Source organism: Streptomyces sp. NPDC030183 (assembly GCF_055573455.1).
Genome location: NZ_JBVIBK010000009.1, coordinates 59,119 through 85,798, shown reverse-complemented (window position 1 = coordinate 85,798; position 26,680 = coordinate 59,119). Strand labels below are relative to the sequence as shown.

Below are 26,680 nucleotides of genomic sequence, written 5' to 3'. Positions count from 1 at the left end.
ATGCGGTCTTTCAGGCGGTCATGCGGTCATGCGGTCATGGGCTCAGGCGGTGGTGGGGACGAGCCGCCACTGCTGGCAGTTGTTGTTCAGCCAGGACCACTGGCGTACGTCGGTGCCGTCGGCGGTGCCGCAGTTGGCGACGTCCAGGACCTTGCCGGTGGCGGCGTTGACGATCCGGACGTAGTCGCCGCCGAGGTAGACCAGGCGGAACTTCTGGCAGTTGTTGTTCAGCCAGGACCACTGGCGGATGTCGGTGCCGTCGGCGGTCGCGCACTCGGCGACGTCGGCGACCTTGCCGGTGGCGACGTTCACCAGGCGGCTGGTGTCGTCGGCGCGGTCCTCGACACGCCACTTCTGGTTGGCCCTGCCGTTGCAGGTCCACTGGAGGATGTTGGTGCCGTCGGCCGTGTTGCCGCCGTTGACGTCCAGGCACTTGCCGCTGTTGCGGTTGACGAGGGTGTACGCGGTCGGGGTGGTCGCCGTCTCGCCGGAGGGGCCGGCGAGGGTGGTGCCGAGGGCGACCGGGGTGCCGAAGTTCGGGGTGCCGTCCGCGTTCCAGGTGAACTTCTGCGCCCGCGTCGTACGACCGTTGTCGCAGCCGTCGCTCGCCGCGTCGTTGGCGTGGTAGACGATCCAGTTCTCGGTGCCGTCAGGCGAGGTGAAGAAGCCGTTGTGGCCGGGCGCGTAGACCCCGTTGGCGTCGCTGCGCTGGAACACGGGCGTCTGCTTCTTGGTCCAGGAGGAGGCCAGCAGCGGGTCGGAGCCGGTGAGTTCGAGCTGCCCGAGCTTGTAGTCGGGGCCCCAGCAGGCACTGGCGGAGTAGATGAGGAAGGTGCGCCCGTTGCGGTACAGCGGCTCGGGCCCTTCGTTGACCTCGCCGCTCTGCGTCTCCCAGCTGAGGGTGGGGCTGGAGATGACGGTGAAGGTGGAACTGGCCAGCGTGTACGGGTTGCTGAGCGGCGCGATGACGAGGCTCTGCTTGCTGCCGCCCGCCGAGCCGCTGCCGACCAGGTACAGCTTGTTGTTGTGCTTGAGGACGCTGGCGTCGATCAGCCAGCCGCCCGGGTTGAGGTTGGAGCCGGTGAGGGTGTTCTTGTAGGTGTACGGCCCCATCGGGTCGGAGCCCGCGCTCTCCAGGACGTGGGTGCGCTGGTCGTCGCAGCAGGCGGAGCCGCGCGGCCCGGCGGAGTAGTAGAGGTACCACTTGCCGTCGAAGAAGTGGATCTCCGGGGCCCACATGTTCCAGTTGCGGGAGGAGGTGCTGTCCGACCACACCTGGACGCTCGGCGCGGTGCTCAGCCCGGCGAGCGTGGGCGACTTGCGCATGGTCAGCTCACCGGTGAACGAGGTGGTCACCAGGTAGTAGTTGCCGTTGTAGTACTCCAGCCAGGGGTCGGCGCCCTTCTGCGACTTGACGGGGTTGGTGAAGGGCCTCCCGTCCGCCGCGGCGGCGGTGTCGGCGGGCTGGACGGTGAGGAGCGACGCGAGGAGGGCGACCAGCGCGGCCCCCCAGGTCACCCAGTGGCGGACTCGTATGCGGACCACGGCAAGTCCCTTCCGGGAGCGGCTCAGAGGGGGTTCGAAGAGGGGGTTCGAGGGTTCGACATGGATGTTCGAAATCACGAACACCGTGCGTAACTTCGGCCAGAAGGTAAGGGTGTGACAGGAGGGGCGTCAATGGATCGGACAGGTTTTTCGTCCCGGACGCCCTCGCCACCGATGGGGTGCCGCGCCGGAATACATCACCCGCAGCGGGGGGTTGGCGAGGTCATGACCAAACAGAACACAGGGCGCTACGGCATCTGGAGCAGGGGCCTGCGGGCGGAGGATCCCGAGCGGCGCGGCGAGCTCGCGGAGGCGGCGGCCGAGTTGGAGGAACTCGGCTTCGGTGCGGTCTGGTTGGGCGGCAGTTCCGCCGTACGCCACGCCGTCCCGCTGATCGAGGCGACCACCCGGCTCACCGTGGCCACCGGCATCCAGAGCATCTGGCAGTACGAGGCGGCCGGGACGGCGAAGGGGTTCGCCGACCTGGAGGCCGCCCACCCCGGCCGCTTCCTGCTCGGCCTCGGCGTGAGCCACGCCAAGCTCGCCGACCAGTACCGTCGCCCCTACGCGGCGATGGTCGCCTACCTGGACGCCCTGGACGCGGCCGGCGTCCCCGCCGAGCGCCGGATCCTCGCCGCCCTCGGCCCGAAGATGCTCCGCCTCTCCCGCGACCGGGCGGCCGGCTCCCACCCGTACCTGGTCACGCCGGAGCACACGGCGCAGGCCCGCGAGACGCTGGGCGACGGCCCGCTCCTGGCCCCCGAGCTGAAGGTGATCCTGGAGACCGACCCGACCCGGGCGCGCACCACGGCCCGCGCCCACCTGTCCTTCTACCTGGGCCTGCCGAACTACACGAACACGTTCCTCCGCCTGGGCTTCACCGAGACAGACCTCACGGACGGCGGCAGCGACCGCCTGATCGACGCGGTGTACGCCTGGGGCGACGAGGACCGGATCCGGGCACGAGTGGACGAGTTCCGCTCGGCAGGGGCGAACCACGTGGCGTTGCAGGTGCTCGACGAGGGCCCCGATGACGTGCTGCCGCGGGAGGGGTGGCGGCGGCTGGCGGCGCTGCTGAACTGACCACCACCGAACGACGCGAGGGGAGAAGGACGCCGTCATCGGCGGCGCCCTGCCTCCGCCTGCTCGGACTTCGGAGGCTCAGTCGCGCACTCTGCCGTAGCGGTTACCTCCGCAGAGCCCTCGGTGGTACTCGACGTACTGCTCGTCGATGTGGTGTTCCGGGTGGCGCCTCAGCACGCCGATGGGCGTCCCGTCCTTGCTCCGCCGTACGTTCCAGTCCTCGTCTATGAATATGGCCAGCGTGTCGAACTGAACGTGGTGATTGGGGCACAGGCACAAGAGGTTCGATATCTCGTCCGGCCCGTTGTGCGGGTGTCCGAGCCCTTGGATGTGTGCTGCCTCGCTGTAGTGACTGAAGCGTGTCTCCAACCGGAGCCCGCACACCTGGCACTGGTGCCCGTAAAGCAGTTTGATCCGGTCGACGAGGCGCTGATCCCTGTCCGGGCGCGACACGATGGCCGTGCGGCGCCCTCCGTGTTGAGCGGACCGGCCGCCGCCTCCCTGGTCGCCCTCCCCCTCATCCGCTCCCCCAGCGTGTGCGTACCCGCCGAGACCGACCCGCTCCAGAAGTTCTTCCTGATCGACATCATCGAGGTAGGTGGTGCACAGCAGACCAATGGCCTCGGCACGCGTGAGCGGCTGACGTAGAAGTCGCGCCGCTTCCCGCCGGAATCCGGCTCGGCTTCCCGACTCGATGGAAGCCGCCACCGACACCGAGTCGAGGTTGCGGTGCACGGTGCCTTCGACCTCCCACAGCCCGCTGTCCCGCAGGTGCCGAAATGGATACTCCAGTGACACCCCGACACCCGGAGGACCGAAGTCCCGCAGTATGGGTCCAAGCTGCCCCTGGTACACGTCCGACGGCGCCATCCGGTCGTGGCCTGCAAGAAGGCGACCGATCGCCCACAACAGCGTGAGGGACTCGGAGCGGGCACGCGGCCCCGCCTGTGCGTCGGCATCCAGTGTTCCCAGTGCGCGCAGGAGGTCTCCCCGGCCCATACTCTCCGCGGGAGCAGCGAGGTTCTTCCCTGCGGCAGGCTGCCCTACCGCTGTGAGTTCCTGCCCGTCCAGCAGTTCGTCCAGCAGCTTCAGATGACGTTTGCGCTCCGCAGCGGGAATTAGGGTGAGGCTCCAGAGCGGCGGCTTCATGTCCAGCGCGGTCAGGATGGGGGCCGCCGGCACTTCGAACTCGACCACGTCGCCCAGAGCCATGATGTGTTCCCACGTCCTCTGGTTCTCGTCGTACCCCCACACCGCCGCCGCCAACTGAGAGTTGTGGAGCAGGCCCAGGATGCGCGCTCGGGCGATGAACTTCATCTCCCCGTAGAAGAGGACTTCGTCGCCGACCCTCCGCTCACGAATGGCCACGGCCTTGGCGTTCCGTTCCTTCTGAGCAGGCGTCGCGCCCCAGAGCCGGGCCACTCCGTCGGGGAAGAGGCGCATGAGCTGGTCCGCATGCTCCCCGAGGGCGTGCTCGTACTCCGAGAGCTGGATACCCGCTCGTACCGAGTGTTGGAAGTGTTTGGGGCCACGCACCTTCGCTCCACCGCGCGGCTGCAGGACCCACTGAACCGAATCCGACTCTTTGTCCCCTGCCAGATGTTCCTTTCGCCCATTTCCATCTCCGGGACGGATGTCGACGGTTGCGTGCTCACCATGATCGTTCCCCATGGTGATCAGATTTTCACACTAACGAGGGAGTCCCGTAGTCCCTTCCAGTAACAGGCAATCGCTCGATGCGATTCAGCCAGCGTGCTGAAAGCGAACGGGCTCACCGAGCACCGCGCGGGCGCTGTCGAAGTCGGCCAGGCGGGCCGCGACCGTTGCGACGGCGAGACGCTCGGGGAGCGCGGCGGAGAACTTAAGGCCGCGTACCGCCCTCTGATCCACGTCGGGGAGGACGAGGTTGTCACCGACGTTCTCTTTGGCCGCGCGCCAGTCGGCCGGGGTGATGTCCTCGCGCAGCCGCAGCCAGCTGTCCGTGGGCCGTTGCAGCGGATCGGTGACCGCTTGGAGAGTCGTCGCGAGAGTCGCGTTGGCCCGATACCCGGCCCACGTCCACCAGCGCACGTCCTTGCCGACGCGCGTCACCAGCGTGCCACCGGGGTGCACGGTGTCGGGTGCGTCGGACTCGCGCTGTTCGGCCAGGCACGTCTCCGCACGTCGGGTGAGGGAGACGGGCGGATCTGCGCCCAGCAGCACCTCGCGCATGGCACGCGTCAAGGCGTAGGACAGTCCGGCGACACCGCCGTTCATCCACTTGGCGACGCCGCCGCCGTCGGCTGGTTCGACGAAGACCCGTTTGCGCAGCCAGTCGATGTAAGTGACCTGCCAACTGCGTCCCCCGAGCAACAGCCGCCTCGGCCCTGGCCGCTCCTCGGTGAGGACGCTCGGATCGGTACGGCCGATCTCCGTGCGTCCCGACAGGACGGTGAACTGCGGCGGCGCGGTGAAGGATGCGGTGAGTTCGATGAAATGTCGCTTGCCGAAACGGCGTTCCGCCTCGGGCCCCACGAACAGCATGCCGCCGTCGCTGTCGAGGAAGCCCTCCTCGGTGAGGAAGCGCAGGATCGGGGCGGCGGACTTGTCGAAGGGGGCCAGGCCGTTCCACTGGCGGTCCCACAACTGGTCGCCCAGCTTGTGCTGTTGCAAAGCGACAGCGAGGAGTTGCTGGGCCACCAGATGGCGGGGTTCGGGCGGTGGGACGACCGGTTCCACCCAGCCTCGCGACCACAGCAGCAGCAGGCCCGCCGCCTGCAGCAGAGTGTCCTTGTGGGTAGTGAGGAACAGGCAGTTGCGCACGGTATCGGGTCGCCTGCCCGTGCGGCCGATGCGCTGCAGGAACGAAGCCACGGAGGCCGGCGAATCGATCTGGATGACGCGGTCCAGGTCGCCCACGTCGATGCCCAGTTCCAGGGTCGAGGTGGAGACGATGACACAGTCGCGTGCCTCGGCGAAGGCTTCCTCCGAGCGGGCGCGTTCAGCGACTGACAGGGAGGCGTGCGACAGGAAAACGGTGACCTCGCGGGCCCGGAGGGCGGCGCCCAGCTCCTCGACCTGTCGGCGCGAGTCACAGAAGACAAGCCGCTTCTCTCCCCGGTGCAGGGCCGCGATGAGTTTGGCGGCATTCTCCAAGGAGCCCACGTAGTCGAGTTCCACCTCGCCGGCGGGTTTGGGGAGTCGGTGGACGGCAGCCTTGTCGGGCCTCCCGGCTCCGCCGGTGCCGGCAGGCAGTTGCAGTCCGGGGGCGACGACCTGCCCCATACGGCTTCCGGCTCCGGCGCCCTGCAACCAGCGCAGCAGCTGGTCCGGATTCCCGACGGTCGCGGAGAGGCCGACGCGCTGGATGGGCCGTCCGGTGACCCGCTCCAGCCGTTCGAGCACGGCGAGCAGATGCCATCCCCGGTCGTCGCCGGCGAAGGCGTGCACCTCGTCGACGACCACGGCCCGCACACTTCCCAGGAGTCGCGCATGGTCCGTCTTGACGCCGATCAGCATCGCTTCGAGGGACTCGGGCGTGGTGAGCAGGACGTCCGGCGCCTCGCTACGGATGCGCTGCCGCTGTGACTCCTTGGTGTCGCCGTGCCAGAGCGCCGCGCGCCGCCCGAGCCACTGGGCGTAGGAGTCGACACGGCCGACCAGGTTGTTGAGAAGGGCCTTGAGGGGACACAGGTACAGGACGGACGTGCCCGTCCACTTCTGTTCGGTCATCGCCGACAGCAGCGGGAAGCAGGCCGCCTCGGTCTTGCCGCCCGCCGTCGGCGCCAGCAGCACGGCGTCCTGCCCGTCCATGAGAGGTGTGATCGCCGCCCGCTGCAGGGGACGCAGATCGGGCCAGCCGAGGGTGTTGACGATGTGGTGCAGTACGACGGGATCGAGCCGGTCAAGCACGTCGGCCCCGTCCCCGCCCGGGCACGAACCGGCCGGGCTGCCCTCCTCCACCGCCATCACAGCTCCAGGTCGATGTCGTCTGCCGACGCGGCACCGTCGGCGACCGTAGCGGCCAGGTTCCGCTCCACGTGGGTGAGTTCGCTGCTCGCGACCGTGAGCCGGTAGTGCTGCCGGGGATCGAAGTCGTCGAACTGGTCCACGCGGTCGAGCACGTCCCCGACCAGCTTCTTCAGGAACAGGCGGGGAGCCACCCCGACCTTCCCGCCCAGCGCCCCGCCGACGGCCCGTGCGAGGTCCGCGACGTAGGTGTCGTCGACGACCGTACGCACGCGCTCGGGTGACGCGGCGGCCTCCGCGTACAGGTCCCGGATGGTGGCGCCGAGGCCGATGAGGGACTCCTGGTTGAAGCCGGGGAGCCTGATCTGCACGGCCCGGGGGTTGTCGAAGCGCGGGTCGGTGGTGAAGTCCGTGGCGAGCCTCTGGGCAAGCGGTGCCAGGCGCTGCACGCCTTGCTGCCCGTCGTAGAAGGCGGGCGTGCCGGTGATGACGAGATACAGGCCGGGGAAGCGGCCGGAGTGCACCTCGTCGATGAGCTGCCGCAGCGAGTTGAGCGCCTTGTCCCGCGCGTCCGACCGGACCCGCTGGAGCGTCTCCACCTCGTCGAGCACGACGAAGAGCCCGGTGTGCCCGGAGTCGCGCAGCACGGTGAGGAGGCCCTGCAGGAAACCGAGGGCACCGAAATGGTCAAGGTCGCCGCGCACCCCGGCGGACCTGCGGGCGGAGGCCGCCACATGCGGCTGACCGCCGAGCCACGCCAGGACGGCCGAGGCAGTCGCCTCGTCCCCGTCCGCGAGGGCGGCCCGGTAGCCGCGCAGCGCGGTGGCGAAGGACGGGGCGTGCCGGGACACCTCGGCGAGCCGCGCCACGAGCAGCTTCTCCACCTCGCCCGGCAGCTCCTCCTCGGTCGCGCCTGCCGCGAGGGCGTCCTCCTCCAGGGCGTAGAACCATGCGTCGACCACGGGCCGTAGGGCGCTGGGCGGAAAGCTGGACGTGGTGAGCCTTTCGGTGAGCCGCCGGTAGACCGTCTCCAACTTGTGCAGCGGCGTCTCGTTCTCCGAGATCTGAATCTCGGCCACGGCGAAGTTTCGGCGCTTGGCCCGCTCCCCCAGCCAGCGCGTGAAGAACGTCTTGCCGGACCCGTACTCACCCCGTACGGCCTTGAACACGGACCCCCGGGACGCCACGGCGTCCAGCTCGGCGTCCAGGGCCGTCTCGAACCGGTCGAGGCCGGTGGCAAGCAGGTCGAGCCCGCTCTCGGGTACGGCTCCACGGCGCAGGGCGTCAAGGACGGTACGGCGGCGGGCTGCGCTGACCTGGGAGGGGCGCTTGGATCCGGTGGTGCTCACGGGGACCAGTCTTCCATCTCCCCCTACCACGTGGGCTCGAGAAAGTCCCCTGATACCCGGTTCGTGACCCTGTGATCCCGCGGTCTCCCTGCTCATATGCCCACCCCTAAAACCTGATCCTGACGGTGCCGAGGCCATCTCGTTGTTCGATGAACCAGTTGACTGTCACCGGAAAGCGCTGATGAAATCACTCTCCGTACAGGCACCAGGGTGGGAAGTGGAGACACATGGCGGCCCTCGACAACGTGAAGCTGAAGGACGTTCTGGCGGATGTCGCCTCGGGGTCCTTACAACTGCCCGACTTCCAACGGAACTGGAAATGGGACGACGACCGGATCCGGGCGATCATCGCGACAGTCACCCTCGACTACCCGCTGGGCGTCGTGATGACCTTGCAGACCGGCGGTGCCACCCGGTTCCGTTCCCGGACCCTCACCGGTGCGCGGCCGGAAGGGGACCCGGAGGCCGACCTCCTGCTGCTGGACGGACAGCAGCGACTCACCTCCCTCTTCCAGGCCCTGTGGCTCGACGCCCCCGTGGAGACGGCGGACTCCCGGAGCAAGCCCATCCAGCGGTGGTATTACGTCGACATCGCGAAGGCCGTCGGCCCGTCCGTGGACCGCGACGAGGCCATCGTGTCCGTACCGGCCGACAAGGTGCTCAGGACGGACTTCAACCGCACCGTGGTGCTGGATCTGAGCAGTACCGAGGCCGAGTGCGCGGCCGGCCTCTTCCCGCTCCACTTCGTCTTCGACGCCCAGCGCGTGAACGAGTGGAAGAAGGCGTACATCAAGGCCGACGAGGACCGGAACTGGGACCTGTGGGGCCAGTTCGACGAAGCGGTCCTCCAGCAGGTCCGCGCCTTCCAGGTCCCGATGATCCGGTTGGGCGCCTCCACCTCCATGGACGCCGTCTGCGCGGTCTTCGAGCGGGTCAACACGGGCGGCGTCCCCCTGAACGTCTTCGAGCTGCTCACCGCGACGTACGCCGGGGACCGCGACTATGTGGAGCAGACCGGGGACTACTACCAGCTCCCCGAAGTGTGGCGGGAGATCAAGCAGGCACTGGCGAGCAAGTACCCGGTCTTCGGCCGCGTCGACAGCGGTCTCGAGAACGGGCTGAGCAGCATCGACTTCCTGCAGGCCATCGCTCTGGTGCGCACCTGGGAACGCAAGCAGGCGGGCCTCGGGGCCACGGTGTCCTGCAAGCGCCGCGACCTGCTGGACCTCCCCCTGGCCGACTTCGTCCGCCTCGCGCCCAAGCTCGCCGACGCCTTCGCATGGGTGGGCGACTTCCTGGAAAGGCAGTGCATCGTCCGCCCGGCCGACCTGCCGTACAAGACGCAGTTGGTGCCGCTGGCAGCCGTCCGCGCCATCCTCGACACCGCGATGGACGGTCTGGGGGCGGAGGAGAAGATCGAGCAGTGGTACTGGTGCGGGGTGCTCGGTGAGATGTACGGCGGCTCCACGGAGACGCGCTTCACCAAGGACGTCGAGCAGCTCGTCCCCTGGATCGCGCAGGACGAGAGGGCACCCGAGACGGTCACCGAGGCGTTCTTCTTCGCCGACCGTCTCGACACCCTCACCACCCGCAACAGCGCCGCCTACAAGGGGATCTACGCCCTGCTGATCAAGCAGGGGGCGGTGGACTGGCACCACACGGACGCCCCGCTCAGCCCGGGCAGGCTGGACGAATACGGCGTGGACATCCGGCAGATCTTCCCCAAGACGTGGTTCCGGCGGGGCAACAGCCAGGGGCTGCCCACGAGTTCGATCGTGAACAAGACCCCGTTGTCGTACCGCGCGGCGATGGTCATGACGGGGGCTCCGTCGTCGTACGTGTCCACGATGATCGCCGCGTCCGACACACGTCCCGAGTGGTTCGACGATGTCCTGACCACACACCTGATCGATCCGGACGCCCTGCGCGAGAACGACTACGAGCGCTTCTATCGCGACCGTTCCAAGCAGTTGCAGGACCTGGTGCACTCCGCCATGGGCAAGAAGACGATGCTCCGCGACCTGCCGGAGGACGACGCCCGATGACGACCAGGCCGCAGGAACCGGACCTCGCCTCGCTCAAGGGCAGGACCGTGTCCGTGCAGGAGATCCTCGACCTGTTCCAGGTCAGGGTCCGCGATCACCGGACGGTGCACCGGATCTCGCAGGCCCTGACGGACGCCGGGCTGACCACGTTGCCGGACTTCGCCGTCTGCGCTCTGCGCACCACCGTCGACGTCGTGCCACTGGCGGCCGTTCCCGCACAGCGCACGCCTGCCGACGCGGACGACGAGGCCGACGCGACGGACGAGGCCCTGCCCTCGCACGCCCTGCCTCAGCGGCTGCTGCTCGGCGACATCCCGTCCGCCCGGCGCGGTGTGGTGTCCGTGGGTCCTGGCACGCCGCTGTCGCAGACGACCTTTCTGATGCGTACGAAGGGACTCTCCCAGATTCCAGTGACCACCGGCATGGCGCAGGTCCACGGCGTCGTCACCTGGGGCTCTGTGGCGAAGATGTACGAGGCGGGGAAGGAGGCCACCCTCGACAACGCGATGGAGAAGGACTCGTTGCCCGTCGCCGACGCCCGGCAGGAGTTCTTCGCCGCCCTCCCTGTCATCCGCGAGCACGGCTATCTGCTGGTCCGCGGCGACGACGGCTGCCTCTCGGGCATTGTCACCGCCGTGGACGTCACGGAACGCTTCGAAGGCGCGGCGCGCCCCTTCTTCATCGTGGGCGACATCGAGTCCCTGCTGCGCCGCTGCCTGGGCGCGGCTCTGGACACGGAGACCATCAAAGCGGTCCAGACGAACAAGAGGCCGGAGCACCGCACCGGCCAGGTGTCGGACCTGATGTTCGGCGACTATCTGAGACTCCTGGACGGAGACCAGACGAGGCAGTCCTTCGCCGAGCAGGCCGACCGCAACTGGGAGGCCCTGAAGTGGCCCAACATGCCCCGGGAGCAGTTCATCGGCCTGCTGAAGCGGGTGAAGGACATCCGCAACCGGATCGCCCACTTCGACGAGAAGCCGCTTCCGCCGGAAATGATCGACGAACTGACGACCTTCGCGAAGGTTCTGAGGGCGTTCGCGTCATGAGGTAGCTAGCGACAAGGATGAATCACTCGGGGTGCCTCAGGCCCAAAGCCCGAGGCACCCCGAGCACATCCTCAGCCTCCTCCGAGGGCGAATTGCTCGCGCAGCAACCCTTCGTGGAGCCGCAGGGTCCGGCCGTCCGGCAGGGTCTCCAGTACCTGTACGCCGTCGTAGTTGAGGAGTTGCCGCAGGACGGCGGCAAACCCGTCGCCCCGGGTGACGGGCATGCCGGCGCGCTGGGCGAGCGCGGTCACGGGCAGGGTGCCGCCCGCGTCGAGCAGGGCCGCGAGCGCCTTGTGGACCTGCTCCTGCTGCGGCTTGCGGGCGAGACCCCCGAGCTGTCCGTGGTACGTCTCCGAGTCGAGCAGGGCCGTCACCAGCGCCTCCGTCCCGGAGACGAGGGTCGGGGTGAGAAGGGAGTCGTCTCCCCCGGTGGTCAGCTCCACCTCGAAGAGCGCCTCGTGCGTCCGCGCGAGTTCCGCCTGCTGCTTCTGGGACTTCCCCGTCGGCTTCTTCGGCATAGCGGGAGTCACGGCGACGAGCAGCTGAGTGGTGGCCTCACTCGGCAGCAGTGCCCTCCCCACCTCCTCCGGAGCCCACCACAGGGGCCGCTGGTCGCCGAGCTCCCGCCATTCCTTCGGGGGTTCCGCCCCGAACGGCAGGAAGGCGAGTACGGGGATGGTGAACTCGGCGAGCGAGGCCCCGCCGTGGTAGCCGGCCTTGAGAGCGGTGTAGCGGGAGTCGGCGTCCCACAGGGCCACGATGGATGCGCCGGGCTCGGGCCACACCACGCGCGGTCCGGTAAGGGTGATCTCCCGGTCGGCGAAGGGACCGTCGGCGGGCAGGCGGTGCCGGGCGGACGCGGGCTCGACGGCGGCGTCGACCTTCTTTCCGTGCCGGTCGACGACGTGGCCGTGGTCGCTGGTGAGGATGACGACCATGCCCTGGGCCGCCGCCACCCGCAGCAGTTCCCGCAGGCCAGGCACGTCGTCGACCCGCCAAGCCCCGTCTCCGAGCTTCTGTTCCTTGGCGAGGCGGTCGTCGATGGCGTTGAGGACGACGGCGACATGCGTCAGGCCGTCGGCGAGCGCCTCCGTGAGCGCCGGGCCGAAGGTGTCGCCCGCGGTCTCGCCGCGCAGGTCGTCCTTGTGGAACACGTTGGCCGGGGCGCCGCCCCACAGCTTCAGCGTGGGAAACAGCCGCTTCTCGTCGGCCTGGGTGCCCTTCATCAGCGTGCCCGCGAATAGTGAGGTGCGGGACACCGCCGTCACGGTGGGCAGGGCGGCGGCCATCGCCCGACGCTGCGGAGCGCCCTCGGGCAGCGGATCGAACTCGGCCCAGGAGCGGCGCAGTTCCTCGCCGAGTTCGTTCGCTATGGCCGCACTCATGCCGTCGAGCACGAGCAGCAGTACCCGCCGTTCCACTCCGCGCCGGACGACCGGTCCGACCACGCGGTCGAGGAAGGTCTCGACGGTGAGCATGCTGCCGGGCTGGGTGCCGGCCTGCGTCCAGGCGGCCAGAGAGCGCGCGAAGAACGCGTCGATCTGCCGCCGCCGGTCCCGGACGCGTGTGGCGAGGGTGTCGTAGGCGGCCTTGAGGACGGGGTCCGGGTCGCCGCCGGCTTCGATGTGCTCCAGAGCGAGGTCGACCCAGCCGGTCTCGGCGACGTGCCGCTGTATGGCGTCGGCGACCGTAGGGCTCTCGGCGGGCGTGTCGGTCAGCAGCCAGCGGGCTAGGCGCTGCCCCATGCGGGCGCGTTCGATGCGGGCGGACTCCTCCGGCTCGGCGGCGAGCCGGTGGTCCGCCAGGCGCCGGACGGCGTCCGCCACCACGGCCCTGTCACCGGCTCCGAGCGCCCGTCCGACGGCCGTGAACCGTGCCTCGAGTCCGCCGCGCAGGACGGGGCTCGCCGCGACGGCCTGTTCCGCCCCGAACTGGCGCGCCAGCGTCGCCGCCCGGTCGAGCACGGTGCCGGAGGTCCGGCGTGCCTCGCGGGCCTGGTCCGCGTCGCCGCCACCGGTACGGTGTCCGGATGCAAGCAGTGTCGTGACGTACTCTTCGGCGGCCCGGCCGAAGACGGTCACCAGGGCGTCGAGCTGTTCGCCGACCGCCGGGGGCTGGTCACCGAAGTAGCGTTCGGCGCGGCCCCGGGCCTGGTACGTCTCGGGGGCTGGCTCGGCGTGCTGCCACAGTGCCGCGCAGACGAGCCCGAAGGCGGCGGCGTCCGCGCCCCGCTCGGCGTCCACGAGGGCGAGCAGGGCGCGTCCGGCGAGGCCGGCCTGGTCCTCCTCGCCGAGGAAGGCGGTCAGCCCGGCGCGCTCCGGTCCTCGCAGCCCGAGGAGTCGCTCCGGAGCACCGGGGCGGGTCGACCAGTGCAGCAGGGTCTGGGCGTCGAGCCGGTCGTCACCGGGGCGCCGTGTGCCGCCCTCGGTGTCGTAGCGGCCGAGTCGCAGGCGGCGCTGGGTGAGCGCGGTGAGCGCGTACTGACGGGACAGCCAGCCGCCGGGTACGGGTGGCCAGCCGCCGGGCGGCGTGGCGTCGAGGAGGGCTTCGGCGGCCCAGTTGACGTCCTTGAGGCGCGGGTCGATCTGCCGTGCGCCGAACGCTTCGCGGACGACGTCCCAGCTGTCGACGGTGTCGATGCGCAGTTTGTGGACGCGCGCGAGGATCGCCGGGTCGAGTTCGTGCTGCTCGCGGTCGGTGAGGACGACCAGCACGGCGGGGCCGGGCCTGCGGCCCGCGAGGTGGTCGAGGACGAGTTCGTGGACGGCGAGCGGTGAGGGCGCCACCGCGACACCGGCCGTCCGTCCCTCCGCCCAGGCGGGTTCGGCGGGACCGTCCCACTGGGGCGCGGACCGCAGCAGCACGACCCGGCGCCTGCCCCCGCCGTCCCGTGTCAGGGAGGTGGTGAGGGAGGACTGCGAGGACAGGTATTGGGTGACGGTCGCGGTGTTCAGCCGCACGGCGCCCGGGGCGACGGTGGCGGTGTCCGTCATTCGACGACCTTCCAGGTGATCTCGATGGTCGCGTCGGGGTGGCGGGCGGCCAGTTCGGACAGCTCCGCCTGAAGGTCGGCGGCGGCCCGAGCCACGGTGGTGCGGCGGCCACCGGACGTGCGGGCGGTGCCGCTGCCGGAGGAGGCCGGCGTGCGGTTCTCCTGCGGGGCGTACGGGATGCGCGGGTCGCTGGTCGGCGTGTCCAGGGACAGGTCGCCCGCCGTGGGCTGAGGCTGCACGACCGGTGCGGGCGGCTGGGCCGCGGCCTGGGTTCGCTTGACCAGGGCGACGACCTCGCGCTGCGTACGGGCCAGGGCGTCACGCAGGTCCGCGGTGCGCTGGTCGTCTCGGGCGACGTTGCGCAGTGAGTCGAGCAGGGCCGCGCCCTCGGGGCCGAGTCCGGCGGCGAGTTCGAGGGTGCTCCAGGGCGCTGAGGCGACGGCCTCCGCGACGCTGCGGGCCTGCTTGATGGAGGTGCCGTACCGGTCGGCACTGGTCTCGCCCAGGTCGAAGGAGGCGAGGGCCTCCACGGTCTTCTTCGCCCCGGCCGCGCCCTTGCCGGCCTCGGCCGTGAGGGCGTCCAGCAGTTCCAGGGAGCGGCGGGCGAGCGGGAGCCGCCCGGTGTCGGCGGTCTGGTCGAGGCCGAGGAAGGCGGCGTGGCCCTCCAGCTGGTGCACCAAATCCGCCGTGTGGTCCCGGTGGGCGCGGGCGGCCTCGATGATCTGGCGGGCGAACTGGTTGACCATCCGGCCGCGCCGCAGGGCGGGAGCCTTCTGCCCGAAGATCGTCTCGAAGCGCTGCCGCGCCGTGTCCCAGTCGGACTCGGCGGGCAGTGGCTGGCTGCGCAGCGCGTCATGGTCCTTGATCGCGGACAGCTCGGGCGCGGGGTCGAGGACGGTGCCGACGCGCACCCACACCCGGTCGTCCATCTCGGCGAAGGCGGCCACGACGAGCCGGGCGAGGAAGTCGGGCAGGCCGCGGGGGTCGGGCTTGTCGGTCCAGTCGGTGAGCGTGATCAGGGACAGGTCCCCGGTGACGCCCTGGGAGCTGGCGAGCTGCCGGAAGTGGTCGGCCCAGTAGCGGGACAGCTCGAAGTACGCCTCCTTCTGCTGCCCGAGCCGCAGGGGCCCGGCGATCCGCTGCATGAGCCTGCGATCGGCGGCCGGGACCTCCACCCGTCCGTCGCGCGCCTCGGCGGCGGCGCGCACGTGGGCGAACACCTTCTTGGTGTCGGCGGGCTTCACGGCAGTGCCGGTGGCGTCGGGATCGAGGTCGGGGTGGGCCGGGTACTGGTGGGCGAGCAGCCTGCCCGCGACGTGCCGGATGCCGTCGTGCAGGCTCTGCCCGAAGGACAGGGTGAGGCCGTCGACGTCGGGCAGCGCGACGAGGTGGTCGTCGAAGTCGGGGACGACGTCGGCGGCCTGCTTCTGCGCGAGTCCGTACGCCTGCTTGAAGGCACCCCTGACCTGCTTGAGCAGTGCCTCGCGCTGGGTTTCGAGGAGTCCCTTGGCGCGGCTGCGGTTGTCGGCGTTGAGATGGCCGGCGTACTGAGTGTCGAAGCGGTGCTCGTCAGCGAGGGCCTTATCGATGACGACGAGGCGCCGGAAGTCGGCGAAGCGCTGCGCCGACAGATGGGCCGGCAGCCAGGCGACCACACGGGACCGCTCACCCTGCTGCCGCTCACGCAGCCGCCGGATGCGGTTGACGTCCTCGACCGGGCCCCACTCGCCCTCGTCGAAGGGGAGGTCTATGGCAATGCGCCAGCGGCCCTCTTCCTGCGGCATCAGGTCGTGGTCGGGCAGCTCGTCCTCGTCGGCGACGTTCCCGAAGACGATCTCGGCGGTGCGGGCGGTGCCACGCCAGGTGAAGCTGAGCTGGTCGCTCAACTGACCATGTTCGATGCTCAGTTCTTCGGACAGCAGGCGACGGGCGAGCGCGACCCGGTTGCCGGGGTTGTCGTTGACCTGGGCGTTGGCGATGACGGAGTCCACGTCGACCCCGGACAGCTCCAGCCGTACGCCGGGGTTGGCGTCGGTGCCGGTCTCCTTGATCTCGGGGAACCTGGCCGCCCACTCGGCGACCTTGTTCTTGATGATGCCGACCTCGGCGCCCGGGATGGGCGCGAGGACCGACCCGTAGTTGAGCGCGCCGAGCCGACGGATGGTCAGTTCGGACAGCGCGGGGACGCTGGGCGCGAGAGCGGACAGCAGCAGCGTGCACACCAGCCGGTTGTCACCGACGAACATCCGGCAGCCGCCCAGCCGCTTCGGGTCGGTGAGGGACTCGGGCCGGTTGCGGTACTGCTCGACGTCGTCCTCGGTGATGTCGTACGCGCTGAGCAGGTAGGGCCGCAGCTTGGTCTTGTAGAGCTTGTCGGCGGCCTCGAAGACGACCTTCAGGCTGTCGGTGAACGGCTTGTCGCCGCCCTCCGCGATCACCGGGTAGAGATCGCCGACAGGGACGAGCTGTCCGAGGCGGAGCTCGTCGCGGTGGTCGGCGAGGAGCTGGCCCATCAGCTTCAGACCAGTGCGAGAGCGCTGCAGTGCGGACGAGATGTGGACGAGGGTGTCCATGAATGCTGGCGAGAACGGGTACGTCAGCCGGAACGACTCCGCGTCCGCGCCGGTGGTGCCCTTCTCCGAGCCGAGGAGGGTGTCCCAGACCTGCGGGCCGACCCGCTTGGTCTGCTCGAAGGCCGCGTCGACCTGCTGGGCCGCCTCGTCGTTCCTGGGCTTGAGGAGGCGGGCGTGGGCGATCTGCGGGAGGTTGCGGTCCTCCAGGGTGATCTTGTCGAACCGGCCGGAGGCCAGGTTCAAGGTGTCCTGGATGGACGACTCGGCCGCACCCGACACCTCCTCGCCGACCAGCTCGCGTAGGTCGCGCTGGCGGGCGATGAACGACACGACGGGGATGGCGCGGCGGGCGTCGCCGCCCTCCACGAAGTTGGTGATCTTGCTGGCCTCGCGCGCCACGAACTTCTGGTCGTGGATGAGGGTGGCCAACCACAGGATCAGCTCGTCCATGAACAGGATCAGCCCGTCGTAGCCGAGCGACTTGGCGTGCTCGGCGATGACGGACAGACCGGCGTCCAGCGAGATGAAGCCGTGTTCGTCCTCGGCGGCGTTCCTGGTGAAGCCGGGGAGGAGGGTGGTGCCGGCGTCGTTGACGAGCTTGGCCCGCAGCTCGGCCGGTGTGGAGGGGTTGGTGAGGTTGAGCGCGGTGCCCGCCTCGTGGTCCTCCTCGGCGGCGAGCGCGGTGTCCAGGAGCTGCGGGGTCCAGGCGAAGCCCTCGCCCCACTCGTCCTCGTCATCGTCGTCCACCCCGGTGCCGAGCCCCCGGATGACGGCCTCGTCGCCCATGTTGGCGCGCATGGCGCGGATGTCCTCGAACAGGGAGTCCGTCCGGTACACCTGCGGGGTCGGCGCGTCCGGGTGCAGCTTCTTGACGTGGTGCACGTACCCGCCGAGGACGCGCTGCTCCAGGGCCTTCGCACCGAGCATGTGGTACGGCACCAGCAGGAACCTCTTGCCGTCCGTGCTCAGCCACTCGTGCTTGGTCAGGACCGGGTCGAACTCGGTCCGGGAGCGGGCGGCCGGGTTGCCGCTGAGCAGTGCGTACAGCACGGCCATGAAGTGCGACTTACCGGAACCGAACGAACCGTGCAGGTACGCCGCCTTGGAGCGGTGCCCGTCCAGCGCGGACTTGATGAGGGCCAGCGCCTCGTCGAAGTTCTCCAGCAGCCGCTCGGTGACGACGTAGTCCTTGAGCGCGTGCTGGGCGCCCTCGGGTGTCGTCGCCTCGGCGAGGGACAGCACGAAGTCCGAGGTGGAGATGGACTCCTTGATGTTGATGACATCGCGGAGGAGGGGCGGCTGCTGGGCCATTACCGGTCACGCTCTCCATCTGGCGGCCTCCGCCGCCGCTTGTGCTCGATCGTGTGGGATGTCTGTCGCTGGCTGGCTGCCCGATCAGGCTCTCGGTATGGTCGACGGTATGGCAACCAAGAAGTACACCGTGACGCTTCCCGAGGAGCTCGCCGAGGCCATCCGGGCCGAGGTCGGCCCCGGCGGCTTCAGCCGTTATGTCACGCAGGCCATAGAGCGTCGGCGGGAGCAGGAGCGGCTGCACGAGGCCGTGCAGTGGTGGGAGTCCGAGTACGGGGAGATCACCGAGGCGGAACTGGCCGAGGTCGAGGCCGAGCATCGCGACCTGGAGCGGCAGCACGCCGAGCGGACCAGCGCCCGCGAGGTAAGTGAGCAGCCGCACGAGCAGAACCGAGATGCCGCGTGACCGGAAACCGGGTGTACGTACTCGACAGCGAAGGACTTTCGCGGTGGGTGCGCGGTGAGCGTCGCATGGGCGCCTACCTGAGGCACGCCGACGATGTCGGCATCCCGGTCGTCACCACCTCGATGACCCTCATCGAGGCTTACGACCCCACGCGCTCCCACCCCAAGTGGCACTGGGCTCTCTCCAAGATCCGTGTCGATCCGGTGACGGAGGGGATCGCCAAAGAGGCCACCGCCCTCCTCAAGGAGACGGGTCTGCACAGCCACAAGTACGCCATCGACGCGGCCCTCGCCGCCGTCGCCCTGCGGCAGCCCGGCCCGGTCACCATGTTCACGTCGGACGAGGACGACATGCGCAAGCTGTGCGCAGACCGCGTGGTCGTCGTGAAGCTCTGAGCCGAACACGGCCCGTCCCCCTTCGCGCTTCGCTTCCTTCGCTGTGCCCGCGCTCCCCTTGATGCCCGGTGGGGCAAACCGACTCGCCCACGTGGTGCGATACCACCCCCGGTTCCAGGTCGGCCGCCGGTCCAGATCGTAGGGGAGAATCCGGAAATACGGGTAGGCGGCGATACACGCGACGTGCCAATACTACGAACGTCCGCACGCTGAGCATCATGCGGGAAGAGACCGCGCGATCCGGATCGCACTGACCGCGCGGAGCGCCGCTTCGGCTTCTGCGTGCCTGCCTATCCGGAACAGTGCCCCCGCCTGGCCCTGGAGCGGGCGGCGAGGACCGTGCGGCGGTCAGCGCCGAGGAGTCGCTGGGCGAGGTCCGGCACCGCCGACGAGCAGGCAGGCAGGCATCCATCTGACGCCCTCGAGCAAGACGTACAGCGTGCCGACTGTGCGGGCGCCAGTGACGCATCCCTGCGGCAAAGACTTTGGCGTTGCAGCTCGCAGTGCGTCGATGCGATGATCGCGCGCATGTCTGATCACGGGGGAGGCGGTGGAACGGCGGAGGGAACGCGCCGGTCCAGGATCTACGACTACCTGGAGCCGACCGCCCCGGCGAAGCCGGCCCAAGCCACTCCCCCGCCCCCTCGTGAACGCGTTCCGGATGCCTCTCCTGAGCAGCCTGCCACGGACCAGGCCGCCATCCACCAGCGTCGTCGGCGGCGCGGAGCCGCCGCTCTGCTCGGTGAGTTCCGGCGTACGGCGGTCCTGGTGCCCCTGTCGGCGGACGGCGACCCGCTCATCGGAGAATTCGGCGGTATCCGCTGGATCTACGCCTTCTCGGACGAGCCCTCCCTGGCCCGGTTCGCCATCGCAAGGGGCGAAGGAGCGCGGGAGTGGCCGTACGACCGTGTCCTGGGCGCCCGGCTGCTGGATGTGGCGATCCCGGCGATGCCAGTGCCGTACGGGGTGGCGCTGGACGTCGGCACCGAGGGTCAGGGCGCACTGTTCCCGCCGGTCGTGGGGATCGTGCCGGACGCGGCGGCGCTGGACGCGGACGTGGAAGCAGGCACGAACGACACAAACGGGCTTGCCCCGAACGGGGAGGAGTTGACTCGATGAGCGACGGCGGAGGGGGCGCCGGAGGCGAGGGCAAGGACCTTCAGGTGGAGGGCCTCGCCCTGATCACTGAGGGGATCAACCTGGCCATGTCAGAGCTTCGTGAACTCGGCATGGCCGGCGAGGCGAGCGTGGGCCGGGGCTTCGCCGACCTGGCGCTGTCCGGACTGGAGTTGGGGCACGGCGGACTGACGTCGGCGCTCGACACGTTCTGTGAGCGCTGGGAGTGGGGGGTTCGCACGCTGATCCTGGAGGGCAGCGCCTTCGCGGACGCGGTGGGTCTGACGGCAGGGACGTTCTACGAGACCGACCAGTACATCGGCGGCACCTTCAAGATCGCGGTGAACTCCGTCATGGGCAACCCTCACCTCAGCGAGGACCAGGTCAGCCGGATGTCCTGGGGCGAGATCGGCGACAACCACATGTTCGCCACCTCCGACTGGAGCGCGGAGTCCTGGGAGCGCGCGCAGAAGAACACCGACCAGGCATGGAACGACACCCAGCGTGATGTCATGACGTCGCCCCTCCTCGAGAACGGGCCCCTCGACCCGCAGAAGGCGATGGGCATGACCGACCAGGAGTACGAGGCGTCGCTCGACCAGCTGTACGGCCCCTCCCGCGAAGAACGCGAGCAGGCGGCCCAGGCCGAGGGACAGCAGCGGAGCGGGGACGGCAGCTGATGGGCGGCTGGATCCCGGACGGTGTGGAGGACAAGCTCAAGGGTGCCGCCAACACCGTCGTCGGCAAGGCCGAAGCGGTCTACGACGACGGTAAGGAGGTCGTCGGCAAGGCCATCGACGAGGGCACCGACTACGCCGGCAAGCGCCTGGACGAGATGGGTCTCCACCAGGCGGCGGACAAGGTGGAGGACTGGGGCGACAGCACCGCTTCCGCCCTGGGCGCCACCCCCGGCGAACAGCAGCTAGGGGAGACCGAGCAGGCCAACGAACTGATCCACGGCAATGTCGGCCGCATCCAGGAGAGCGCCAAGCACCTCAAGGACTTCCACACGGCCTTCGACAAGGTCGGCGACGGCATGCGCAAGCTGGACTCCTCCCACTGGAAGGGCCAGGCCGCCGACACCTTCCGCGAGAAGTTCGCCATGCACCCCAAGAAGTGGCTGCACGCGGCGGACGCCTGCGACAAGGCCGCAAAGGCGCTCGACTCGTACGCGGACACGGTCAAGTGGGCCCAGGGCAAGGCCCAGGACGCCATCGACGCCTACAAGGCGGGCATGGAAGCGTCCAAGGCCGCCGTGGAGGCGTACAACAACAAGGTCGACGCGTACAACGCGAAGGTGAAGGCGGGTGAGGACCCCGGCCCCAAGCCGGCCGAGTTCAGCGACCCGGGCAAGGCGGACATCGCCCGCGCCCACGAACTCCTCAAGGAAGCCCGCCGCCAGCGCAACGAGGCCGCCCGCACCGCCACCACCTCGGTCAAGGCAGCCCTGGAGCACGCACCCGCCGAACTGCCGCCCGCCCTCAAGCTCGCCGCCAACTTCGTCGACCAGGGTGCGTCATCGGCCGTGGAACTCACCCATGTCGTCGGAGGCGTCGTCAAGGGCGGCGCGGGCATCATCAACTTCGGCCGCGGCATGAACGCGCTCGACCCGTACAACCTCGCCCACCCCGCCGAGTACTACCAGAACGTCAACATGACCCTCGCGGGGCTCACGTCGACGGTCGCCCACCCCGACCGGGCCCTCAAGGACGCCTGGCAGTCCGCCAAGAAGGACCCGTCTGAATACGGGGGCCGCGTCGCCCTCGACCTCCTCGGAACCAAGGGGGCGGGAGCAGCGCGTGGAGTGGCGACGGGCGGCATCAGAGGCACACTCAGACACACCGTCGAGGACGTGCTCGAGTCGGGCAGGAAACCGGACGTGCCGGCGCGAGAGAGGGTCAGCGACGCTCCCGGCCGGGACTCGCGTCAGCCCGACGCGGTGGAGTCGAAGGGCTCCGACCCGATCGACTTCGCCACCGGCCGGATGTACCTCCCCCAGACAGACGTGAGCCTGCCCGGCTCCCTTCCTCTGGTGTTCAGACGCCGCGTCGAGTCGGGCTACCACCTGGGCAAGTGGTTCGGCCCGTCCTGGTCGTCCACCGTCGACCAGCGCCTGGAGATCGACTCCGAGGGCGTCATCTTCCTCACCGAGGACGGCCTGCTCCTCGCCTATCCCCACCCCGCGCCCGGCGCCCCGACCCTCCCGAGCCACGGCCCCCGCTGGCCCCTGGCCCGCGAGGACAGCGGCTACACGGTCACCGACCCCGGTACGCGCCGCACCTGGCACTTCACCGACCGCCGGGACGATCTCGCCGTCCTCGAACAGATCGACGACCGCAACGGCAACTGGCTCACCTTCGAGTACGACACCGAAGGCACCCCGCTCGGCATCGTCTCCAGCGCCGGATACGACGTCCGCATCACCACGGAGGCCAGCCGGGTCACCGCCCTCCACCTGGCCACGACCGGTCAGGAACTGAAGCGCTACGGCTACACGGACGGCAACCTCACCGAGGTCGTCAACTCCTCCGGCCTCCCCCTCCGCTTCACCTACGACGAGGCCGGCCGCGTCACCTCCTGGACGGACACCAACGACCGGGCCTACTCGTACGAGTACGACGACCAGGACCGCTGTGTCGCCGAGGGCGGCACGGACGGCCACATGACCCTGCGCGTCTCGTACGACGACACGGACCCCGACACGGGCCTGCGCGTCACGACCACCACGACCGGCGAGGGCCACACCCGCCGCTTCCTCATCAACGAGGCGTGGCAGGTGGTCGCCGACATCGGCCCCTTGGGCGCGGTCACCCGCTATGAACGGGACCGCTACAACCGCCTGCTGTCCCTGATGGACCCCCTGGGCCACACGACCACGTTCCGCTACGACGAGTCCGGCAACCCCACGGTCGTCACACGCCCGGACGGCCGCGAGGCGACAGCGGAGTACAACGACCTCGGCCTGCCGACACGGGTGGTGAACCCGGACGGCACGGTGATCCGCCAGACGTACGACGAACGCGGCAACCGCACATCGGTGACCGCCCCCACCGGCCTCACCACCCACTTCACCTACGACGACGCGGGTCGGCCGACCGCCGTCACCGACCCCCTCGGCCACACGACGACGGTCCGCTGTGACCCCGCCGGTCTCCCGTTGGAGATCACCGACCCCCTCGGCGCGGCCACCCGCTACGAACGTGACCCCTTCGGCAGACCCGTCACCATTACGGACCCGACGGGTGCGGTGACCCGGCTGGAGTGGACGGTGGAAGGCCGCCTCGCCCGCCGCACGGCCGCCGACGGCACCACGGAGTCGTGGACGTACGACGGTGAGGGCAACTGCACCACCCACACCGACCCGATGGGCGGCGTCTCCCGCTTCGAGTACACCCACTTCGACCTGCTGACGGCCCGCACGGGCCCGGACGGCGTACGCCACGAGTTCGCGTACGACCTGGAGCTGCGGCTGACGAAGGTCACCAACCCGCAGGGTCTGACCTGGAGTTACGAGTACGACCCGGCGGGCTCGCTGATCGCCGAGACGGACTTCGACGACCGCACCCTCACCTACGAACACGACGCGGCGGGCCGCCTGACGTCCCGCACGAACGCCCTCGGCCAGGTGGTGTCGTTCGAACGCAACGCCCTGGGCCGGCTGCTCCGCAAGAACGCGGGGGGTGACGTCACGACCTACGCGTACGACATGACGGACCAACTCGCCCAGGCGACGGGCCCGGACGGTACGACGCTGACGATCCTGCGCGACCGCTTCGGCCGGGTGCGCTCGGAGACGGTCGACGGCCGCGAACTGACGTACACGTATGACGATCTGGGCCGTCGAACAGGCCGCACGACGCCGACCGGCGTGACGACGACCTGGACGTACGACGCGGCGGGCCGCCGCACGAGGATGACAGCCGCGGGCCACACCATCGACTTCACCTACGACGAGGCCGGCCGCGAACTGACCCGCCGGATCGGCGAGACGGTCACCCTGGCGCACACATTCGACCCCGTGGGCCGCCTGACCACCCAGTCGGTCACGGACGCATCCGGCCGCCCGATCCAACACCGCGGGTACACCTACCGCGCCGACGGCAACCTCACCGGCATCGACGACCGACTCTCCGGTACCCGCCGCTTCGACCTCGACGCGGCAGGCCGAGTGACGGCCGTCCACGCGGCCAACTGGACCGAGACATACGCCTACGACGAGGCGGGCAACCAGACCTCGGCGTCCTGGCCGTCGGACCACCCCGGTCAGGAGGCCACCGGCCTCCGCGCCTACACAGGCACCCGCATCACCCGCGCGGGAGGCGTCCGCTACGAACACGACGCGTTGGGCCGCATCACCCTGCGCCAGAAGACCCGCCTGTCCCGCAAACCGGACACCTGGCGGTACGAGTGGGATGCCGAGGACCGCCTGACGTCCGTGACGACCCCGGACGGCACGCGCTGGCGGTACACGTATGACCCGCTGGGCCGCCGTACGGGGAAACTCCGCTTGGCGGACGACGGCGAAACGGTGGTCGAGCACGTCGGCTTCACCTGGGACGGCACCACACTCTGCGAGCAGACCACCACATCCCCGACCCTCCCCAACCCGGTCACCCTCACCTGGGACCACCAGGGCCTGCGCCCCATCACCCAGACCGAACGAATAACGGCGGCAGACGCTCCCCAAGAGGAAATCGACTCCCGCTTCTTCGCCATCGTCACGGACCTGGTGGGCACGCCAAGCGAACTCGTCGACGAGGAAGGCGAGATCGCGTGGCGGACCCGTAGCACGCTGTGGGGCACAACGGCTTGGGCGGCCGACAGCACCGCCTACACGCCCCTTCGGTTCCCCGGCCAGTACTACGACCCAGAAACGGGCCTTCACTACAACTACTTCCGCCACTACGACCCCGAAACCGCCCGCTACCTGACCCCGGACCCCCTCGGTCTCTCCCCTGCGCCCAACCCCGCCACCTATATCCCCAACCCGCACACCTGGACCGATCATCTCGGGCTTGCGCCAGACTATGACCTCACAGATCTGGGCGATGATTGGTACCGATCACCTGCAGGCTTGGACTACGGACCAGGGTCCGCGGAGGGACATCGCATCCTTCATGTCATGGAACACGCTCGCGAGAATCCCTCAAAACCCATGCATGGAGTGTTCGATACCGGGTCCAAGGGCATCCTGGAAACCGTTGATGAAGCCTGGGGAAGGCGAGACTTGGCCGTATCGGTGAACCAACAAGGAGCACGCTCAACATACATCATCCCGATGGAGCGACAAGTGGGCTTCAATGCGGGGGAAGAATACATATCCATTACAGTCGAACACGGAAATGAAGTAATCACCGCCTTCCCGAGGAGTTGGCCCAGATGAGAAAGATTCCTTGCCCTCACTGCAGACAGGACTGGATCAGAAAATACAGAACAAAAGACCTGAAATTCATCTTCTTCATGTGCCCGGAATGCGAGTCGCTTTGGCTGCACGAGGAAGATCTAGAGGAGGAAACCGAACTTTACCTGAGCGAGTACTTGCCCCAGTACGATGCATCATCCGTCTGGGGCAATATCGAGGACATCAGTTGAACGATAAATCTTCGTCCGGGAGATCATTTCCTTGGCCGCGCCCCAGGCGTCCGGTGCTCCAGCAGGTTCTCGCTGTTCGCGGTGATCAGCAGGGCAGGATGTGACGAACGAGCCCTCACGCCCACAGATCACCGCCCCCGGCGGCGATGACGAGAAGCACCCGCGATATCAGCCACCCGTCGGCAGTCAGGGGTGCCCTTGCGGCATCAAGGCTGAGGTTCCTCCAGCTTGCCGGAGGTAGCCTCTGCGCCGGACTGTTCCGCACGTGGAGTGGCGAAAGGTACCTTCTCTTCCACGACTTCCCCGTCCACGACTTCCCCATCCATCACTCGGGGCGAGGGTTCCGCCAGTGGCAGGCCGGCGAGGTGCTTCTTGAGCCTCTTGGCCATCGGCAGGTAGGTCGCAAGGGTGAGCCCGCCGGAGACAACAGCCCCAACGACGGGGATGGCCTTCGAAACGCTCTTCGCGAAGGAATCCTTTGTCATTTTGACGCCGAGGAAGCCTGCGACTTTTTTGACGATGGGATAGATGAGCCCCTTGGTGAGAGCCTTCTGGGGCAACTTCTTGGCAGCCTGCTCCGACATCATCGCCGCGACCTTCCCCACAGCGGTGTTCGCCGACTGGGTGCCGAACATCACGCCGAAGAACAGCGTGAGCACTCCCATGGTCGCGTCGTCGACGTCATCGCCGTCGTCGGAGAACAGATCGGGCCAGCTGTAGAGGTACGCGAGCTTCTGCGCGATACGCAGCATGTGGCCGAAGTACTGGGCCAGGTCGGCGGGCACGGTGGCGGGAAGAGCGAGGACGCCGGGTATCCCGGCAGCCGCGGAGAGAGCGCTCACCTTGGCGGTTTCCAAGCGGATGGAGTCGTTGGCCACTTTGTCGAGAACCTCGACGTCGATGCCCGCCGCAGCGGGAGACTCTTCTACCGCTCTTCGGATGTCGTCCTCGGAGCAGTGGCGAGCCAGCGCACTGCGGAGGTACGCCTCCCTGTTGATACGCACACCCGGAAGCTTCGCTGCCGCCAGCAGCACCGCGGAGAAGCGCGACTCGGGGTTCTCGACCTCTTTACCCTGCTTCATGGCAAGAACTTACCGTAGCTCCGGGCCCCAAGGACCGGACTCTGCAGGCTCCGTTGAGGTCTCGCTGTGTGAGTGACGGTGATGTGTGGCCAGCCCCCCCCTCGCGATGTCGATCGTCATCCGGGAAACCGGCCTCCGCCGGGAACCGGCCGCCTCTGGCCGGACGTCTCATGACGTTGGTTCCACCGCAGAA

At 69.0% G+C, this 26,680-nt stretch carries 16 protein-coding genes; 9 read left to right on the top strand and 7 right to left on the bottom strand.

Going from position 1 to position 26,680, the window contains the following annotated elements; all coding sequences use genetic code 11:
- Positions 1-42: 42 nt before the first annotated feature.
- Positions 43-1,545 carry a family 43 glycosylhydrolase gene (locus tag ACZ4Z2_RS12940; protein WP_468075220.1) on the bottom strand — a complete coding sequence of 501 codons (1,503 nt, stop codon included), beginning with the start codon at positions 1,543-1,545 and terminating at the stop codon, positions 43-45.
- Between the two features lie 225 nt (positions 1,546-1,770).
- Between ACZ4Z2_RS12940 and ACZ4Z2_RS12935 the strand changes: the two genes are divergently transcribed.
- A complete protein-coding gene (locus ACZ4Z2_RS12935; RefSeq protein WP_468075218.1) occupies positions 1,771-2,628 on the top strand; it encodes an LLM class F420-dependent oxidoreductase in 858 nt (285 codons plus the stop codon).
- A 78-nt stretch (positions 2,629-2,706) separates the two neighbouring features.
- Here ACZ4Z2_RS12935 and ACZ4Z2_RS12930 read toward each other — a convergent pair whose 3' ends face one another.
- From ACZ4Z2_RS12930 to brxD, 3 genes are all read right to left on the bottom strand, one after another.
- Entirely contained in the window at positions 2,707-4,071 is a 1,365-nt protein-coding gene (locus tag ACZ4Z2_RS12930; RefSeq protein ID WP_468075216.1) for an HNH endonuclease, read from the bottom strand.
- Between the two features lie 300 nt (positions 4,072-4,371).
- Complete coding sequence (locus ACZ4Z2_RS12925) at positions 4,372-6,576, bottom strand: DEAD/DEAH box helicase (protein ID WP_468075214.1); 2,205 nt, start codon at positions 6,574-6,576, stop codon at positions 4,372-4,374.
- Positions 6,576-7,925, bottom strand: a complete 1,350-nt coding sequence (brxD, locus tag ACZ4Z2_RS12920) for a BREX system ATP-binding protein BrxD (RefSeq protein ID WP_468075212.1) — start codon at positions 7,923-7,925, stop codon at positions 6,576-6,578. Before brxD ends, ACZ4Z2_RS12925 begins: the two co-directional genes overlap by 1 nt.
- Before the next feature lie 227 nt (positions 7,926-8,152).
- On the opposite strand from brxD, the gene ACZ4Z2_RS12915 reads away from it, so the two are divergent.
- Both ACZ4Z2_RS12915 and ACZ4Z2_RS12910 read left to right on the top strand, forming a co-directional pair.
- Complete coding sequence (locus tag ACZ4Z2_RS12915; RefSeq protein ID WP_468075210.1) at positions 8,153-9,970, top strand: GmrSD restriction endonuclease domain-containing protein; 1,818 nt, start codon at positions 8,153-8,155, stop codon at positions 9,968-9,970.
- Positions 9,967-11,019, top strand: coding sequence for a CBS domain-containing protein (locus tag ACZ4Z2_RS12910; RefSeq protein WP_468075208.1), 1,053 nt, complete (start codon positions 9,967-9,969; stop codon positions 11,017-11,019). The genes ACZ4Z2_RS12915 and ACZ4Z2_RS12910 overlap by 4 nt, the downstream gene beginning before the upstream one ends.
- Before the next feature lie 71 nt (positions 11,020-11,090).
- Here ACZ4Z2_RS12910 and pglZ read toward each other — a convergent pair whose 3' ends face one another.
- Together pglZ and pglY are read right to left on the bottom strand one after the other, a co-directional pair.
- Entirely contained in the window at positions 11,091-14,012 is a 2,922-nt protein-coding gene (gene pglZ, locus ACZ4Z2_RS12905; RefSeq protein ID WP_468075206.1) for a BREX-2 system phosphatase PglZ, read from the bottom strand.
- A complete protein-coding gene (gene pglY / locus ACZ4Z2_RS12900; RefSeq protein WP_468075204.1) occupies positions 14,009-17,896 on the bottom strand; it encodes a BREX-2 system ATPase PglY in 3,888 nt (1,295 codons plus the stop codon). The genes pglZ and pglY overlap by 4 nt, the downstream gene beginning before the upstream one ends.
- Positions 17,897-18,005: 109 nt before the next feature.
- Between pglY and ACZ4Z2_RS12895 the strand changes: the two genes are divergently transcribed.
- The 6 genes from ACZ4Z2_RS12895 to ACZ4Z2_RS12870 all read left to right on the top strand — a co-directional run bounded on the left by ACZ4Z2_RS12895 (position 18,006) and on the right by ACZ4Z2_RS12870 (position 25,405).
- Positions 18,006-18,302 (top strand): hypothetical protein, encoded by a 297-nt coding sequence (locus ACZ4Z2_RS12895; protein ID WP_468075202.1) that lies wholly within the window; start codon positions 18,006-18,008, stop codon positions 18,300-18,302.
- Entirely contained in the window at positions 18,299-18,697 is a 399-nt protein-coding gene (locus ACZ4Z2_RS12890) for a hypothetical protein (RefSeq protein ID WP_468075200.1), read from the top strand. Before ACZ4Z2_RS12895 ends, ACZ4Z2_RS12890 begins: the two co-directional genes overlap by 4 nt.
- A 528-nt stretch (positions 18,698-19,225) precedes the next feature.
- A complete protein-coding gene (locus ACZ4Z2_RS12885) occupies positions 19,226-19,816 on the top strand; it encodes a hypothetical protein (RefSeq protein WP_468075198.1) in 591 nt (196 codons plus the stop codon).
- A complete protein-coding gene (locus ACZ4Z2_RS12880; protein ID WP_468075196.1) occupies positions 19,813-20,493 on the top strand; it encodes a hypothetical protein in 681 nt (226 codons plus the stop codon). The genes ACZ4Z2_RS12885 and ACZ4Z2_RS12880 overlap by 4 nt, the downstream gene beginning before the upstream one ends.
- Positions 20,493-25,196 (top strand): putative T7SS-secreted protein, encoded by a 4,704-nt coding sequence (locus ACZ4Z2_RS12875; RefSeq protein ID WP_468075194.1) that lies wholly within the window; start codon positions 20,493-20,495, stop codon positions 25,194-25,196. The genes ACZ4Z2_RS12880 and ACZ4Z2_RS12875 overlap by 1 nt, the downstream gene beginning before the upstream one ends.
- The gene (locus ACZ4Z2_RS12870; RefSeq protein ID WP_468075192.1) at positions 25,193-25,405 is read left to right on the top strand and encodes a hypothetical protein; all 213 of its coding nucleotides are present in this window, start codon (positions 25,193-25,195) and stop codon (positions 25,403-25,405) included. The genes ACZ4Z2_RS12875 and ACZ4Z2_RS12870 overlap by 4 nt, the downstream gene beginning before the upstream one ends.
- 206 nt (positions 25,406-25,611) lie before the next feature.
- Here the strand turns inward: ACZ4Z2_RS12870 and ACZ4Z2_RS12865 are convergent, their stop codons facing one another.
- Complete coding sequence (locus ACZ4Z2_RS12865; RefSeq protein WP_468075190.1) at positions 25,612-26,487, bottom strand: hypothetical protein; 876 nt, start codon at positions 26,485-26,487, stop codon at positions 25,612-25,614.
- Between the last annotated feature and the right edge of the window lie 193 nt (positions 26,488-26,680).

Excerpts from the sequence above, each read along its gene's own strand:
- ACZ4Z2_RS12895 (WP_468075202.1), top strand. The coding sequence starts at position 18,006 with ATGGCAACCAAGAAGTACACCGTGACGCTTCCCGAGGAGCTCGCCGAG.
- pglY (WP_468075204.1), bottom strand. The coding sequence starts at position 17,896 with ATGGCCCAGCAGCCGCCCCTCCTCCGCGATGTCATCAACATCAAGGAG.
- ACZ4Z2_RS12885 (WP_468075198.1), top strand. The coding sequence starts at position 19,226 with ATGTCTGATCACGGGGGAGGCGGTGGAACGGCGGAGGGAACGCGCCGG.
- pglZ (WP_468075206.1), bottom strand. The coding sequence starts at position 14,012 with ATGACGGACACCGCCACCGTCGCCCCGGGCGCCGTGCGGCTGAACACC.
- ACZ4Z2_RS12925 (WP_468075214.1), bottom strand. The coding sequence starts at position 6,576 with ATGGCGGTGGAGGAGGGCAGCCCGGCCGGTTCGTGCCCGGGCGGGGAC.
- ACZ4Z2_RS12915 (WP_468075210.1), top strand. The coding sequence starts at position 8,153 with ATGGCGGCCCTCGACAACGTGAAGCTGAAGGACGTTCTGGCGGATGTC.
- ACZ4Z2_RS12875 (WP_468075194.1), top strand. The coding sequence starts at position 20,493 with ATGGGCGGCTGGATCCCGGACGGTGTGGAGGACAAGCTCAAGGGTGCC.
- ACZ4Z2_RS12930 (WP_468075216.1), bottom strand. The coding sequence starts at position 4,071 with ATGCGCCTCTTCCCCGACGGAGTGGCCCGGCTCTGGGGCGCGACGCCT.
- ACZ4Z2_RS12910 (WP_468075208.1), top strand. The coding sequence starts at position 9,967 with ATGACGACCAGGCCGCAGGAACCGGACCTCGCCTCGCTCAAGGGCAGG.
- ACZ4Z2_RS12870 (WP_468075192.1), top strand. The coding sequence starts at position 25,193 with ATGAGAAAGATTCCTTGCCCTCACTGCAGACAGGACTGGATCAGAAAA.
- ACZ4Z2_RS12935 (WP_468075218.1), top strand. The coding sequence starts at position 1,771 with ATGACCAAACAGAACACAGGGCGCTACGGCATCTGGAGCAGGGGCCTG.
- ACZ4Z2_RS12865 (WP_468075190.1), bottom strand. The coding sequence starts at position 26,487 with ATGAAGCAGGGTAAAGAGGTCGAGAACCCCGAGTCGCGCTTCTCCGCG.
- ACZ4Z2_RS12880 (WP_468075196.1), top strand. The coding sequence starts at position 19,813 with ATGAGCGACGGCGGAGGGGGCGCCGGAGGCGAGGGCAAGGACCTTCAG.